Raw genomic sequence first — 14,380 nt, forward strand, 5'->3', positions numbered from 1 at the left:
AATATTTTTTAACCTCGCAACCTGGATTTCTGACATTTTGCCTAATAAAGAGGTAGGCTATTGAAAGAATCAACAGCCTACCTCTTTTATCTATGTCTCTCATTTATAAATATTGCCTTACGGTTTACAAATTACTTCCGCAATATGCGTATTTAAAATATTGGCAGAATAATCTGGGCGTATCACAACAGCACTATCCACTCCTCTGCCCGTTCCACCAATCGCAATAATCTCTTCTCCATAAGGAATGAGTCCCGCATCCAGTGCCATGACAGCAACCTCTACCGCAACCTTAACTCCCTGACCAAACATTCTAAGCGTATGGGCTATAATTTCTACAGGATACGCCCCGCCGAATTTTTTGCTGATTCCGCGTTCGGCACCAGATAATGCATGAGCCGTTGTCAACACTTTCACATTTTTTTGAATCAGTATTTCACGCTGCTGAGGCGTAAGTTCATTGGTTCCCAACTCTTTAAAACCATTGGCATGCGTTACACAAACGATATTCTCAGCCTTTCCCGCCAATAATTCAGCTGTTTTACCGCTAACCGATGCTACCACAATTGATGTTGTGCCATATTCTTTCGCTTTTTGCAATGCTAACTCCACCGTTTGCTCCGTATGAGCAGCACCAACTGACTTCCAATACATAATCACATCATCTCCATATTACAAATTTTCATTTTAGCAATGTCTTGTATACCTAGCTTTCTCATTCTAAACGATAAACATATACGATAAGAAAGCATATGACCTTTATATGTGATCTTTTAGCAGCATACTAAATTTTTGAATTGCGATTTCACTTCTTAGAAACAATTTGCTGTTAGCTGCTGAAAATACAAATAAAGCTGTCCAAATTAGAGCAAACGATACAGCGTGAACCGTTGTAAATGTCTCATGGTACAAGAAAATCCCTAATAGCAGCGAAATGGTCGGTGCTACATACTGCACAAACCCAAGCGTTGTTAATGATAAACGATTTGCACTATTTGCAAATAATAACAATGGAATGGGCGTCACGATACCGCCGCCAACTAACAATAAAGAAGTACGAGACAAACCTTCAAAACTCCCAATGCCCTGATCATGTAAATAAAAAAGATATACCAAAGCTACCGGAGCTACGATAAGAGTTTCCAACGTAATACTTGTAATGGGCGATAAAACAGCTCTTTTTTTGCATAACCCGTACAAACCAAACGAAACGGCTAAGCTGATTGCTGCCCAGGGCACACTTCCAAAGTGCATCGTCATATAGAAAACCCCGCAGGCGGCTAAGATAACAGCCAGGGTCTGCCCCAAAGACAGCCTTTCTCTAAAGAATATAATTCCCAGCAGAATACTAACTAAGGGACTGATATAATAGCCTAAACTCGTCTCAATTACTCGATTATCATTGACTGCCCACACAAAGATAGACCAATTGAGAGTAATAAAGACCGTTCCCATGATCAGTGCCAACAATTTTCCAGGAGCAGCAAGCAACTGTCGGATTTCTTCATATAACTGCTTCTTTCGATTCATAAGCATCACTACCGCTAGCATGAATAAAAGAGACCAAACAATACGATGTGCTATCACCTCTTGTGCTGGCACATCCGCAACCAATTTCCAATAGATCGGCAATATTCCCCAGAGCAAGTATGCGCCAATCGCCGAAGCGACTCCTTTTTTCATCGTTTCATGTTGTGTCATATACGTTACCTCAATTCTTTATATATATCGTCTGCTGTAATCGGTTATGCTGGAAAAATCGAAACACTTGAAATTCACATCATAAATCATTAATTTGTATCGTAAGAAATTGATTTTGGATGCGTAACTATGATATAATTCAAGCGGACAAGTTGTCCTTTACTGAATTATAGCGGACAAATTGTCCGATTATCAATATGAATCTACAAATCTTTCTTACAAGGAGAATGTTAAAATGAATAAAGTACTTAGCGCTCCTCAATCCAGTAAAGATGAGATGATTAAGCGAAAAATTCTGCAATCAGCACGAACCCTCTTTATCGAGCAAGGCATTGAAAACGTAAACATGCACCAGATTGCAAAAATGGCCGAAGTCGGCCAGGCAAGCTTATACCGTCGCTATACGGAAAAAGGCGATATTTGTATGGAAATCGTCCTAGAAGAGTGCCAGCCTTTATTTGATGATGTCAAAGCCTATCTTGATCAATCTACGGATATTCCTGTTTTAGATCGACTTTATCAAGTAATCATAAAATTTGTGACTTTTATGGAGGCAAATGTTCCCTGGTTATGCAGTCTCAGCCGAGCTACACCAGGCTATCGTCCTCTACAATCGCCTCTCTATCAATTCATGCGAACTACTTTCCGTGAGTTGCTAACGGAGGCTGTAGAGCGAGGAGACGTTACAGCTGTAGACGTTTTTTATACCGTAGAGGTATTATTGGCAGCACTCCACAACATTGATTTTCACATCCGGGATCATGGATTTTCGACTGAAAAAATTCTATTAGGATTGCATCGAATCTTTATTGAAGGGTTGAAAAAATAGAAATACTAAGCATAAAAAGTAGCCTGATGATTGACTCATCAGGCTATTTTTTACTGTTATTCACGTTAAGCGATCTGTTTTAAAAAAAGAAGGCCTAGAATATCTTGTTCAATTTATCTTGCAACGCAACTAACATGCCATGCCGTGCAGCATCATCAACAGCAGGAACGGCACCAAAGAAAACATGCCCTACGGATTCAATGCCACAAAAGCCCAATATACCCGTATCTGAGGTTTTTTTCAAAGCTTCAGTCATACCCGTAGAATCATAAACTTCCCCGGGCGTACCTTGCGTGTTAATGACCAAGGCTTTCTTTCCTGCAAGTAATCCGACGGGACTGCCTTCCTCGCTATACTTATAAGCAAAGCCATAGGAAAAGACTCGATCGATATATCCTTTTATCATAGCCGGAAGTCCAGCCCACCAAATAGGATAAATCATTGTAATGACGTCAGCCGTACTGATATGCTCTTGTTCCTCTTTAATATCGGCAGGAACGGTACCAGCCTGGAATGCTTCAAAATCACTGCCACTTAAAATAGGGTTAAAGCGTAATGAATACAAATCTCTTACAACAACTTGATGACCTTTGCTTTCAAGCTCCCTCACTGTGGTTTCCAAAATTGCATGATTAAAGCTTTTAGGATTTGGATGAGCATAGACAATAAGATGTTTCATTTTGTAATCCTCCTTGTTTTTTGTTAGACATCTAACTTATTGAATAAAAATTAGCAGCCTTGGCAAGCTTACTAATTTAGATTTCGATTTATCTTTTGCAATATCGCTTCGAAGTATTCAGCATCTTCATCTGACAAATCTTTATAAACAACAGCATTTAATGTTTCAGAAATCGTATAAAAACTAGTTCGTAATCCTAATCCTTTCTCTGTTAATGTAATAAATGTGACTCGACTATCCTCATTACTTTTTTCTTTGGTGACATAACCCAAATTGACAAGTTTATCAACCAAGACGGTAACGGTTGGTTTCGTCCTATGAATTTTTTCGGCTAACTCCTTCATGGTATACTTTTCTCCCGTGAGAAGATGAACTAAAATACTTCCATGAGAAGGAACGATCCCCTCAATTCCATGAGATTCCAGCTCCTTAACGATTAGCTTGTGCGCTTTTTCTGTGATTCTGCTCAAGAGAGCAATTGCATTTCCTTGTTTCATAATTTTATTATAATTAGATGTCTAACTATTGTCAAGTACGAATGCAGCTCCAGAGGAGCTGCATGCTATTTTCGTCGTAAGGCATTGTACAGCTTAGCGGATTCATCGGCAATAAAATTGCTGGAATACGTATGATCTCCAGTGGCAGTAAAAAAGCTGATCAGAATCGGATCATGACCATCCTGAATCACTCCTACATCGCACAGAATCTCATCCAACTCCCCTACCTTATGAAATACAGGGGTCTGCATATGGCGCGGAATCTCGTCATTAAAAATCGTGTTTGCCAGTTCATACTTCAGCTGCTCATTTTTGCTTTTATTCAGATATTTGCCAGTATAGATCTTTTCAAATACTTTTCCCATTTCATAGGGCGTCGTTACACTATGATACTGATATTTTGCAAATGCATTTTCACTATGAATCTGCGTCTTGCGGAGCTGCAGATTTTTCACCACTTTATTCAAGACATCTTTGTTGCTGCTATCCATCTCATTCAACAATTCTTGAAAAGAGTTGTTGTCGCTCACGGTCATCATCAACTCGATTTGCTGATCATATTGACTCGCCTTGGCAGCTCCGGCCTGGGGATATAGGTATTTGTAAGTCGCTAAAGCAACCACTAATTTGCTGGTAGAAGCTGTGGGAAATATATCGTCCTGATTATATTCGATCGTCCGTCCGGTATTTAGATTTTTGGCGAAGACCCCAACCCGACCATCAAACTTCTTTAGATCATTTTTTATTTCCCGCTCCAGCGGGGACGCTGCCAATGCATGAGCCGTAAAGAACGTCAGCAACGCAACTACCATCGTAACTTTTTTGATCATGCAGTCACCTCCTTCTACAATATGTTTTTACTTACATGAATATGTTTTTTCTTATGTAACCGCTTTCTACCTATATGAGTATAGACGAAAACTGTGACCATTTTATGACAGCTTTTTTATGATCCATTTCACTAAAGAGAAAGAGAACGAATTTCAAGCATTCGTTCCCTTTCCAAAACCTCACCTATATCTCGTTTTTTTCTTCCTATTGGTTCACCTGACGTACAACATCAATGACACTGCCATCCCGATATTCTACCACAGCAACAATACGGTCGCTTGTTTTTAGCTTTTGCGGTACCCCAGCGATCTTCTCTGCCATGGCTTTTAACTCTTGTATCTCTTTTACCGGTAAACCTGCTGCTACTAATTGCTGCAGCAGCTCCGGACGCTGGGGATTGACGGCCACACCTCGTTCCGTTACGAACACATCAATCGTTTCCCCAGGAGTAGTGGCTGTGAGCACCTGATCCACAATGATCGGCAGGCGGCCCCGCAGCAGATTGGCAACGACAATCGTTACCTTGGCACCAGCAGCGGCATCCGCATGACCGCCAGAACCACCCATGATCACACCATCGGAACCCGTAACTACATTGACATGAAAATCAACATCAATTTCCGTAGCTCCCAGCACTACCACGTCTAGCTTATTAACAGCGCAGCCCGCATTAAAGGGACTGGCATAAAAATTTGCACTTACCTCCAGATGATTGGGATTCGTTTGGATGGACCGGATGGCTTCCAGGTCAAACCCTTGCACGTCAATGAGCTTCTTAAAGAAACCCTTTTCCAGCATTTCTACCATATAACCGGTAATACCACCTAAAGCGAAACTGCCTACAATCTGCTCTTGCTCCATCCGCTGCCGAACAAAATGAGCAACTGCTAGGGACACACCGCCAGCCCCTGTCTGGAAAGAAAAACCGTTTTTCAGCAATCCCGCAGCCTCAATAACTTTTGCAGCCATCGCAGCAATTTTCAGCCCGACAGGGTCCTTCGTTATTTTCGTGGTGCCGGAAACAATCCCCTTGGGATCACCTGCGCAATCCACCTTCACCACATAATCTACCCGACATTGGGGTATGGAGATGGGCGCTAACGGGTACTCTACGATATAGTCTGTGACGGCAACCACATGATCTGCGTATTCCGCATCGGGAAAGGCATACCCTAAAGAACCGCAAGCTGCAGGTCCCTGTACGCCGTTGAGATTCCCATACTCATCAGCAGCAGGAGCGGCGATAAACGCCACATCAATCGGCAGCTGACCACATTCAATAGCTCGTGCTCTTCCCCCATGGGTTCTAAGTACAACAGGAGCTGCAAGCACCCCATTTGCTACCGCTTTCGCTACAGGACCCGACATATAATTGGTATCCAGAGACGTCACTACACCATTTTTCATATGAGCAATTAAGGTCTCATGAACGGGAAATACCGAGCTTAATGCCACTTTTAAATTTTTGATCCCTAATGCTGCAGCCGTTGCCAATACCTGATTCACTACACCATCCCCATTACGAAAATGATGATGAAACGACAAGGTCATTCCATCGGTTATAGGTATTTGCTGAAAGACTGATTCTAACGTATCAACTACCTTTTGCCTCCCAGGATGCATGCTTTTGACCTTAGGAGCCTGACGATTCATGGCAGGCTGTATTGTAAAAGCTCCAGCAAAAGGAATGGTCTTTCCGTATCCTTCGATCACTTCAGGAATCTCCCGACCAATGCTGTTTTTCATTGCATAACCTCCACCCCTAGCTTGCGTGCCAGCTGTAATATGTGCTCTGCTCGCGCCACAATGGGCGCATCCACCATTTTTCCATGCAAGGAGGCTACACCGGAACCTTCTGCTTCGGCTTTTCGGATCGCCTGCACCACTGCTTCTGCCCACTCGATCGTAGCCGCCGTGGGATTCAATACGCCATGGATCACATCAATCTGGCGAGGATTGATCGCGAGCTTCCCTTTGAAACCCAATTCCTTGCCTGTAAGAGCATCCTGATACAAGCCATCTTCGTCGTTAGCGTCCGTAAAGGGAGTATCAAGAGACTGAATTCCCGCAGCAGCCGCAGCATTGATCACCAAGGAGCGAGCTGTGAAAATCTCCTGGCCTTCCTTCGTCCTCGCTGCACCAAGGCCCGCGGTATAATCTTCAGCACCAAGGGCTAATGCAACTAACCGCCCTTTCGTTTGTGCAATTTGATACGCCAAAGCAATCCCTTTGGCTGTCTCCAAGAGGGCAATTAACTGAACCGGCTTCTGCCCCTCCATCTCTGCCTGTGCCACTAGACGAGTAACGCCCTCTATATCTTGGGCACTTTCTACCTTTGGCACTAAAAGAACATCCGGCTGACAAGGAACGATCATCTGGATATCCTTTGCACCGAACGTATCTAAGGGATTGATTCGAACCACTTTCTCGCTAGTACCATAGTCTACGGTTTTCAGCGCCTGGGCCACCAGGAATCTAGCCGCATCTTTCTCTTGAGGAGCAACGGCATCTTCTAAATCTAAAATGACAGAATCAGCACCAAACACGCCCCCATTTTGCAGCATTCCCGGATTGTTCCCAGGAATAAACAGCATGGTCCTGCGTAAACTCATTTATACCACTCCTTTCTTTCCTACAGCCCCGGCACGGGTTAATGCTGTTAGCAAGCGGGCCCGAATGGTACAATCCAGCGCTCCTCTGTCAGCAACGGTAATATAGAGATCGCGGCTCCCCTGCTCCGCTACTACATCCAGTAAAGTCCGGCGAATGGCATCTCCATATTGATCTTTCACGATACTCGTAAGCTCAATGAAGACACCACTGCCTGCTTTCCCCGGCACGACTGTAATCATCACATCATTGGATTCTAAGGTACCGGCTTGCCCGATTTTACGAACTTCCTCTTCCTTATCGGCTGCAACCATCATCATCACTCTCCTATTCTCTAGATTACAAAGTCAATCGCATTAAAACAGCTGCCATTACAACCATGCAAGCTCCACCCAATCGTGTGGAAATCTGGGCAAAAGGCATGAGTTCGATTCGCCCAGCTGCTGACAAAATAGCTACATCACCTGTACCGCCTAATCCACTATGACAAGCAGTAACCAATGCCGCCTCTACAGGATACATATTCATTACCTTGCCTACGTAAAAACCGGATGCAACCATGGCAACCACAGAAGCAGCAACAGTTACAATATAAGCAGGACTAATCGCTGCAACGACATCTTTCCAAGGAGTATACAACGCTCCTACACCAATCAAGAGCGCCCAAGTCAAATTTGCAGATACAAATTTGTACATATGATACGCTCCTTGTTCCATTTTCTCGGGCATAATACCTAGCGCTTTCACCAGAGCCGCTGAAAAGATCATAATAATCGGTGCAGGAACCGGAATAAACTTACTGGCTAACTGCCCCCAGATATAAAAGCAGCAGGCAAGTAACAATCCCGCTCCCATAAGAGAAAAGTTCACAGGCTTGTCAATGTTCTGTGCAGCATGCATTCTTTCATCGTCCCCAGTTCTGACCAGCACGCCATTGCCTGTCAAATGAGGTTTGTTTTTTCCCAAGGTTCTAAGACCTCCAGCCATCATAATGGCGATCACATTACCTAGCATAGCAGCTGGTACCAGATGAGGAATGAAACTCTCATAAGGCTGATTCATAATTTCGGAATAGGCCATGGACAATGGCAGAATTCCTTCCCCCAAACCACCGGAGATAATTGGAATGACAACATAAAAGAAAGAATGATGCGCGCCAAGACCAGTCAGCATCCCTACGCCGGTTCCCACCACAATGCTGCCGATCGAACCAACGACGATTGGAATAAACATTCGAATAAACCCTTGAATCAATACCACTCGCAGCATGCCTAAAATGCTCCCCGTGATCAAACAGGCAATATAAAAATACAAAAAATTAGAGCCTTTCATAAAAGCCGTAATCGCTTTCATGGAGTCTACATTGAGTAACTGATAAAAAACAAGAATGGACGGAATAAAAATAGATAAAATAGCAGGCCCGCCAATATCTTTCAAAACCGGCACTTTGAGACCAATATCCCCAAGCGCCATTCCCATAATCATCATGATGGCAATACCGCCGATCATATCAGCTGGAAGTTTTCCTTGCACAGATGCAATGTAAATAAGTGCAGCGAGTATCAAATACAAGGGAAGAGGTACAGAACCAATCGTAATGGACTGTAAGTACGTAAAACTTTTTGGTTTCGGATTGAGCGATGCATTTGTCGCTTCCATGTTCATAATAAATTCCTCCTTATCGATTTGCTTTGAGTATAGCATTTTACCGCTCGTACGCTAACGCTATTGAAAGATATGGAACCATTATGTAACTAATGTAAAGCAAAAAAAATCCAGGAACGGCCATAGCCGAACCCGGAATCAGTAGCAAGAATCTACCGTTTTAGATAACAAAACGTTGTAACAGGACGTCCAACGGCCTGATAATTCAGCTTCCCCTGCAGCGTACCCGTATCCTTGAGAAACGTAAGATATTTGCGAACCGATACTCGTGATATCCCAACGCACTTCGCCATTTCTTCTGTGGTAAAGGATGCAGGAAACAGCTTCGCCTGGGCAAGGATACGGTTTAACGTGTCCCGCTCCAGCCCTTTTGGCAGATCCCCTACTGGCAGCTCACCTTTCGATAGAATCCGACGATCAATCTCATTTTGATTTAAGACGGTACTGTCCTGAATGAGCTGAATTCGCTCCCGATAGGAAATCAATGCTGCATACAAACGCTCAAATTGAAATGGCTTCACTAGATAATCCACCACGCCTTGCCGCAGCGAGTTCTGTATATTCACACTATCCCGTGCTGCCGTTATCATAATAATATCAATGCTCTGGTCTAACAAGCGAATATGATGTAATAATTCCATCCCATCTACAATGGGCATAAATATATCAAGTAAAATCAGCGTAACTTCATTTTCTTTTAAAAATTCAAGAGCCTCGGCACCGTTAGACACGATCCCCGCTAAAGCAAAACCCTCTACCTGTTCTAGATAATGCTTATTCAGCTCGGCAACCATAGGATCATCTTCTACAATCAAAACCTTAATCAAGCATGTACCTCCTTACCTTGATATCCGACGATAACGTTAAATCGAGCACCATTCCCTGGAGACGTCTCCACCTTAATGCTTCCATTCAGTCTTTCGACTGCCCGTGCGACGAGGAATAGTCCAAAACCGCGGCCCGATGATTTGGTCGAATACCCCTTAACAAAAATCTGCTCCACAAACGCCTGCTCTATGCCAGGACCACAATCCCTCACTTCAATTGCTAATTGGGCATCCGAATATCTCATCGACACAGCAACCTGACGCTGCGGCGAATCCTTCACCGCATCAAGGGCGTTATCAATCAAATTGCCGATGATCGTAACTAACTCATTTGTAACCTGCCCATCCAATGGCTCTGGAAGAAAACTTTCCTCGGCTAATACCATATCAATTGCCATTTCTCTGGCCTTGCTAAACTTGCTTAAGAGCAATCCGCCAAGTACAGGATCATGGATACATTGGCTCACAAATTCTGACTCAGCAATATCCTGATTTGCAATGCGCGTGATGTAAAGCTCCAGTTTGTCATAAAACCTTAAGCGAACCAGTCCCAGCATCACATGGATCTTATTCATAAACTCATGGGCTTGCGACCGTAAGGCTTCTACATAGCTATTCACATCTGTAAGCTCTTCCGCTAACTGACGCATATCCGTCATGTCACGAAACGAAGCTATCGCCCCAACAATTTCACCATTTACCACCACTGGAACTCGATTGGTCAAAATGGTAACCCCATTAATCTTCTGTTCCTGATCCAATTCTGCCTGTCCCGTATTCATTACGTCCTTCAAACGCGTATGAGGAACATACTCTGCGACATGGCGCCCAATGGGATCACCCGGTATCCCTGCCAGCTTTAATACACGTATGGCCTCGCTATTCGCTATCGTGACAATACTGTTCTTATCAACTGCTAAAATCCCTTCCCGCACGCATTGCAGCATCGCACTGCGCTCCTCAACCAATTGGGCAATGGCAAAGGGCTCCAAACCAAACAGGGTTTTCTTAATATTACGCGCTAATACGATCGCAAAACCAATACCGATGAGTAGTCCAATCAAAGTCGCAATATAGATAATTTGGTGACTTTCACGCAAGGCTTTTTCCACATCGCCAAGCAATATTCCCACAACGACGGCTCCTACTTGCCTCCCGTCGGGTGCAAACACAGGAGAAAAGGCACGCAAAGACGGTCCATAGGTGCCTTCAGCATAAGAGATATACTCATGACCCTGCAATGCTGGCACCTCATCACCGCCCTGGATATGCTGCCCTACACGGGTCGAATCTGGATGGGATTTTCGGATTCCCTGCATATCGAAGACCACAATAAACTCCACGTTCACAGCATTGCGGATGGTATTGGCATATTCCTGAATGGCTATTGTATCATTGGCTTCTAATCCTGAGATTACTGCAGGAGAATGCGTCATCGTCCTACAGATATCCAAGGCTTTCTGCCCAAGAGTAGCCCGTACGTCTGACTCTACACGATTGGTAATCAGCGCGTTCGCCGCCAATAAAGATAACGCCACCACACCGCAAACCAAAAGAATAATTTTGGTCTGCAAATTAAATATTGGCTTTCCTTTCATTCGCATCACTCCGATTAACAATTCTCATTACGATCCTACACGGCTTACGCGAACTCATAGGAACGAATGCCACCATATTCTATTTCTCATAAAATGCGAAAATCCTTCAAATTCTTACAAATTAAAAAATTGTGAATCTTTCTAGCAAAAGCATCAAGATAATAAAAGCTGCAAGACATATGGCTTTCCGCTTACTAGCGTGTGTCATAATGACTACACAAAAAAGGGATTTTGGATGCCATGATGGCTCGAAAATCCCTTCAGCACCTCTTCTACCTATCTATTTTTCAAAATTTCCTGTACAAACTCATACAAGTTTCCTTCTGCAAACAGAAATCCGGGGATTCCTGCTTCCGCTGCTGTTTCAATCCCCCGCTGCGTACCACTAACCAAAAATGATCCATTCAGACTAACCGGCCATTCCTGGCAGGCCTGCTCAATGAGTCCTGGTAAAGGCATACGGCAATTGCAAATACAAGAGTGCATCCCCATCGTCCCTTCTGGATGATGAGGACAGACATAAAACGAATGAATGATCGCTTCCTGCCTTTCGGCCTCTTGTGCCATAAACTCATGAAATTCATATACTTCTTCTTCCGTAAAAAAACCTCGGGCAATACCGCTTTGGTTCGTAACCACAAAGATCCAATACTCCTCTTCATTCAGTATCCGAATGGCCTCCATCGCCCCAGGCATCCAGCTCAGTTCTCTTGGCTTACAAATATATCCCCGATCCATATTTAATACGCCGTCACGATCAAAAAATACCGCAGGCTTATGCTTCATACTTTCCCTCTCCCCTTCATAAAAATCCAGCTACTGCAGTTGCAGCATCTAAGAAAGTTTCTTTCCATACGTTTCTCTGCGCATTGCATCTGCACAATCTCCTACAATCCCATCTCTCCGAATATTGCGACTATTTTCCTTGTACTGGTAGCTTGTACTAATCGTTCCCGATAAGAGTCATTCATGAGACTCCTGCTGATATTTGCTGCAATTTTCAGATGCAATTCATTCCCTTTTTCCTCTGGTACCCCAATGAGGAAAATAAACCGAACCTTCTGCTCGCTCCTGCTATCCCAAGTAAATGCTTTATTGCTTTTGGCAAATGCAATAAAAGGCTTCTTCACACAGCTGCTTTTGCCATAGGGAATCGCAATGCCGTAGCCAATGGCAGTAGAAAATAACTCTTCCCGCGCAAAAACAGCCTGCAGATATCCTACAATGCTGCTAATACGACCAAGCTTCTCTGCTTTGCAGGCTAAATCTCCGATGATTTCATCTTTGTCTTTTGATAAAACATTTAAATCGATAAGTGATTCATGAATAATCATTTTTCGCCCCCATTCCAGTTTTAATACAACTAAGTCTTGTTTCTTCACATGAAGTCCAAAAGTGGCTTATGAACGGTCATTCCTCTTTTATTCGCAAATCATCTTAAATCAAGAAGAGTATAAAGAATGTCTATAAAATGGATTTAGTATTTTCTTTTCGTTATACTATAATTAACTGCTATAAGTACAAAAATTATCTATAAACTCCTTCCTCTTGCAGAATTGCTCGTGCAAGTAAAATTTATCTTCCTTTATGCTTCTTGTGGCTTTATGTATTGAGTTGAAAAGATTGTCTATTTGAAACAATTCATCACCTCCTTAACTTACTTTAGGTTTTGGGGATTTAAAATTTCCATTTAACAATTGTGAAAGATTTATTTTTAGAACTGCTGCAAGTTTAAGCGCCTCCATAACATCAGGAAGATATTTATTATTTTCCCAATCACTAATTGTTGTTTGAGGGAATCCCGTCTTCTTATAAAGCATTATTTGAGAGATTTTTTTCTCTTTTCGAATTTTCCTTAAATTCTCCCCAAATGTCATATTGCCACCTCCTATTACCATTATAACGACAGGTCGTTTATGTGTCAACGATACGTCAGTAACTATTTCAAATTATATATGTTAAAATAACGATAACGCGTTAATAAAGGGGATCACATTATGAATGTAGCAGCTAAAATTGCCACTAGAATCATAGAGTTATGCAATCAAAAAAGCATAACAGTTAACAAGTTGGCAGATTTATCTGGCTTAACCCAATCTACAGTAGACAGCATTGTTAACGGCAAAAGCCGTAATCCACAAGTAATTACTATATATAGAATCTGCGAAGGGCTGGGTATATCATTATCTGAATTTTTCTCTGACAACGAAACCATAGTTGCAACTTGTAATAATAATGAAATGGACAACTTACCCGAGCACATCAAAAAAGAAATAGATATGGCAAAAGAATTTGTTCTTTACAAACATGGCATCAAAAAACCTGCTACAGATAAGTAGCAGGTTTTTTCGTAAAACTCAAAACTGCCCTTTATCCTGAGTTTTACAGGGTAAAGGGCAGTTCCTACGTTTAGATACTCTTGATTCTCCTCGTTACTATAAAAATGTATCAGCTTAACTCCTACGACCTAAATTGCAAGGGTAAGACAATTCATCTATCGGTTATACAAGCCAGCCTCTATCCATCAGATACTTTTCGATTTCTCTAAAATTTTTAAAAGGAACAAATTCTTCTTGTTCATTAGTAAGCAATTCCTTAAGATCCTTTTTGGCAAACGCAACGTTTGCTTCTTTGGCTGCTCCTAAGTCCGGCTCGCTATCCCCAGCGAAAAATACCGTCTCAAACTCCTTTTTCAATTCCACTATGACCTTGGCTTTATTAATACCAAAAATCTCAGAGAAATAAGGACTGGTTTTATCTGGAGTCACTTCAATACCTCCATCTTTGTATACTCCGTTCATGGAAATAACCGTCACACCTTCAATCCCACGATGTGCAAGTAATCGATTAATATAATACGTTGTACCAGCACTTAGGATATAAAATTCCCCGCCCGCCTCTTGTACTCTACGAATAAAATCTGCCGCATACTCATCCAAAGGCAAACGATGGATTTCAGCCAGAATCTCTTCTTCGGTTCTTCCTATCGAACCCAATATTTTATTTAGAAACTCAACATTAATCTTCTTCGTCTTTTTCCAATCCTCATATGTGAATGATATTCTAAAAGTGTACCACTTCAAGTCATATTGATATTGAATTAGTTTACCACCTATCATAAAAATCCTGTAGAATATTATCAA

At 42.5% G+C, this 14,380-nt stretch carries 17 protein-coding genes; 2 read left to right on the forward strand and 15 right to left on the reverse strand.

Annotation, left to right across the window (positions count from 1 at the left end; all coding sequences use genetic code 11):
- Nucleotides 1-117 precede the first annotated feature (117 nt).
- Together BMZ99_RS22490 and rarD are read right to left on the reverse strand one after the other, a co-directional pair.
- Nucleotides 118-654 carry a pyruvate kinase alpha/beta domain-containing protein gene (locus BMZ99_RS22490; protein ID WP_090943199.1) on the reverse strand — a complete coding sequence of 179 codons (537 nt, stop codon included), beginning with the start codon at nt 652-654 and terminating at the stop codon, nt 118-120.
- 105 nt (nt 655-759) lie between these two features.
- On the reverse strand, nt 760-1,701 hold the full coding sequence (gene rarD / locus BMZ99_RS22495) for an EamA family transporter RarD (protein ID WP_090943202.1): 942 nt from the start codon (nt 1,699-1,701) through the stop codon (nt 760-762).
- A 235-nt stretch (nt 1,702-1,936) separates the two neighbouring features.
- On the opposite strand from rarD, the gene BMZ99_RS22500 reads away from it, so the two are divergent.
- Nucleotides 1,937-2,530 (forward strand): TetR/AcrR family transcriptional regulator, encoded by a 594-nt coding sequence (locus BMZ99_RS22500; RefSeq protein ID WP_090943206.1) that lies wholly within the window; start codon nt 1,937-1,939, stop codon nt 2,528-2,530.
- Between the two features lie 94 nt (nt 2,531-2,624).
- Here the strand turns inward: BMZ99_RS22500 and BMZ99_RS22505 are convergent, their stop codons facing one another.
- From BMZ99_RS22505 to BMZ99_RS22560, 12 genes are all read right to left on the reverse strand, one after another.
- Nucleotides 2,625-3,209 (reverse strand): NAD(P)H-dependent oxidoreductase, encoded by a 585-nt coding sequence (locus BMZ99_RS22505; protein ID WP_090943209.1) that lies wholly within the window; start codon nt 3,207-3,209, stop codon nt 2,625-2,627.
- A gap of 71 nt (nt 3,210-3,280) precedes the next feature.
- Nucleotides 3,281-3,679, reverse strand: a complete 399-nt coding sequence (locus tag BMZ99_RS22510; RefSeq protein ID WP_245755116.1) for a MarR family winged helix-turn-helix transcriptional regulator — start codon at nt 3,677-3,679, stop codon at nt 3,281-3,283.
- A 92-nt stretch (nt 3,680-3,771) separates the two neighbouring features.
- Complete coding sequence (locus tag BMZ99_RS22515) at nt 3,772-4,536, reverse strand: serine hydrolase (protein ID WP_090943215.1); 765 nt, start codon at nt 4,534-4,536, stop codon at nt 3,772-3,774.
- Between the two features lie 205 nt (nt 4,537-4,741).
- A complete protein-coding gene (citF, locus tag BMZ99_RS22520; protein ID WP_090943218.1) occupies nt 4,742-6,283 on the reverse strand; it encodes a citrate lyase subunit alpha in 1,542 nt (513 codons plus the stop codon).
- Nucleotides 6,280-7,149, reverse strand: a complete 870-nt coding sequence (locus tag BMZ99_RS22525; protein WP_090943221.1) for an HpcH/HpaI aldolase/citrate lyase family protein — start codon at nt 7,147-7,149, stop codon at nt 6,280-6,282. Before BMZ99_RS22525 ends, citF begins: the two co-directional genes overlap by 4 nt.
- Nucleotides 7,150-7,464, reverse strand: coding sequence for a citrate lyase acyl carrier protein (gene citD, locus BMZ99_RS22530; RefSeq protein ID WP_090943223.1), 315 nt, complete (start codon nt 7,462-7,464; stop codon nt 7,150-7,152).
- A gap of 22 nt (nt 7,465-7,486) precedes the next feature.
- Nucleotides 7,487-8,812, reverse strand: coding sequence for a 2-hydroxycarboxylate transporter family protein (locus BMZ99_RS22535; protein WP_090943227.1), 1,326 nt, complete (start codon nt 8,810-8,812; stop codon nt 7,487-7,489).
- 152 nt (nt 8,813-8,964) lie between these two features.
- Entirely contained in the window at nt 8,965-9,639 is a 675-nt protein-coding gene (locus tag BMZ99_RS22540; protein WP_090943230.1) for a response regulator, read from the reverse strand.
- Nucleotides 9,636-11,237, reverse strand: a complete 1,602-nt coding sequence (gene dcuS, locus BMZ99_RS22545) for a DcuS/MalK family sensor histidine kinase (protein ID WP_090943233.1) — start codon at nt 11,235-11,237, stop codon at nt 9,636-9,638. The genes BMZ99_RS22540 and dcuS overlap by 4 nt, the downstream gene beginning before the upstream one ends.
- Nucleotides 11,238-11,513: 276 nt before the next feature.
- The gene (locus BMZ99_RS22550; protein ID WP_090943235.1) at nt 11,514-12,023 is read right to left on the reverse strand and encodes a D-glycero-alpha-D-manno-heptose-1,7-bisphosphate 7-phosphatase; all 510 of its coding nucleotides are present in this window, start codon (nt 12,021-12,023) and stop codon (nt 11,514-11,516) included.
- Between the two features lie 101 nt (nt 12,024-12,124).
- Nucleotides 12,125-12,619 (reverse strand): PTS sugar transporter subunit IIA, encoded by a 495-nt coding sequence (locus BMZ99_RS22555; protein WP_245755117.1) that lies wholly within the window; start codon nt 12,617-12,619, stop codon nt 12,125-12,127.
- Between the two features lie 270 nt (nt 12,620-12,889).
- Complete coding sequence (locus BMZ99_RS22560; RefSeq protein ID WP_090943241.1) at nt 12,890-13,114, reverse strand: helix-turn-helix domain-containing protein; 225 nt, start codon at nt 13,112-13,114, stop codon at nt 12,890-12,892.
- 120 nt (nt 13,115-13,234) lie between these two features.
- Between BMZ99_RS22560 and BMZ99_RS22565 the strand changes: the two genes are divergently transcribed.
- Complete coding sequence (locus BMZ99_RS22565; protein ID WP_090943243.1) at nt 13,235-13,576, forward strand: helix-turn-helix domain-containing protein; 342 nt, start codon at nt 13,235-13,237, stop codon at nt 13,574-13,576.
- Nucleotides 13,577-13,738: 162 nt separating this feature from the next.
- On the opposite strand, the gene BMZ99_RS22570 is transcribed toward BMZ99_RS22565, so the two are convergent.
- On the reverse strand, nt 13,739-14,380 hold the full coding sequence (locus BMZ99_RS22570) for an HAD-IB family phosphatase (protein ID WP_245755118.1): 642 nt from the start codon (nt 14,378-14,380) through the stop codon (nt 13,739-13,741).

It is taken from the genome of Pelosinus propionicus DSM 13327, assembly GCF_900114615.1.
Classification (GTDB): Bacteria; Bacillota; Negativicutes; order DSM-13327; family DSM-13327; genus Pelosinus; species Pelosinus propionicus.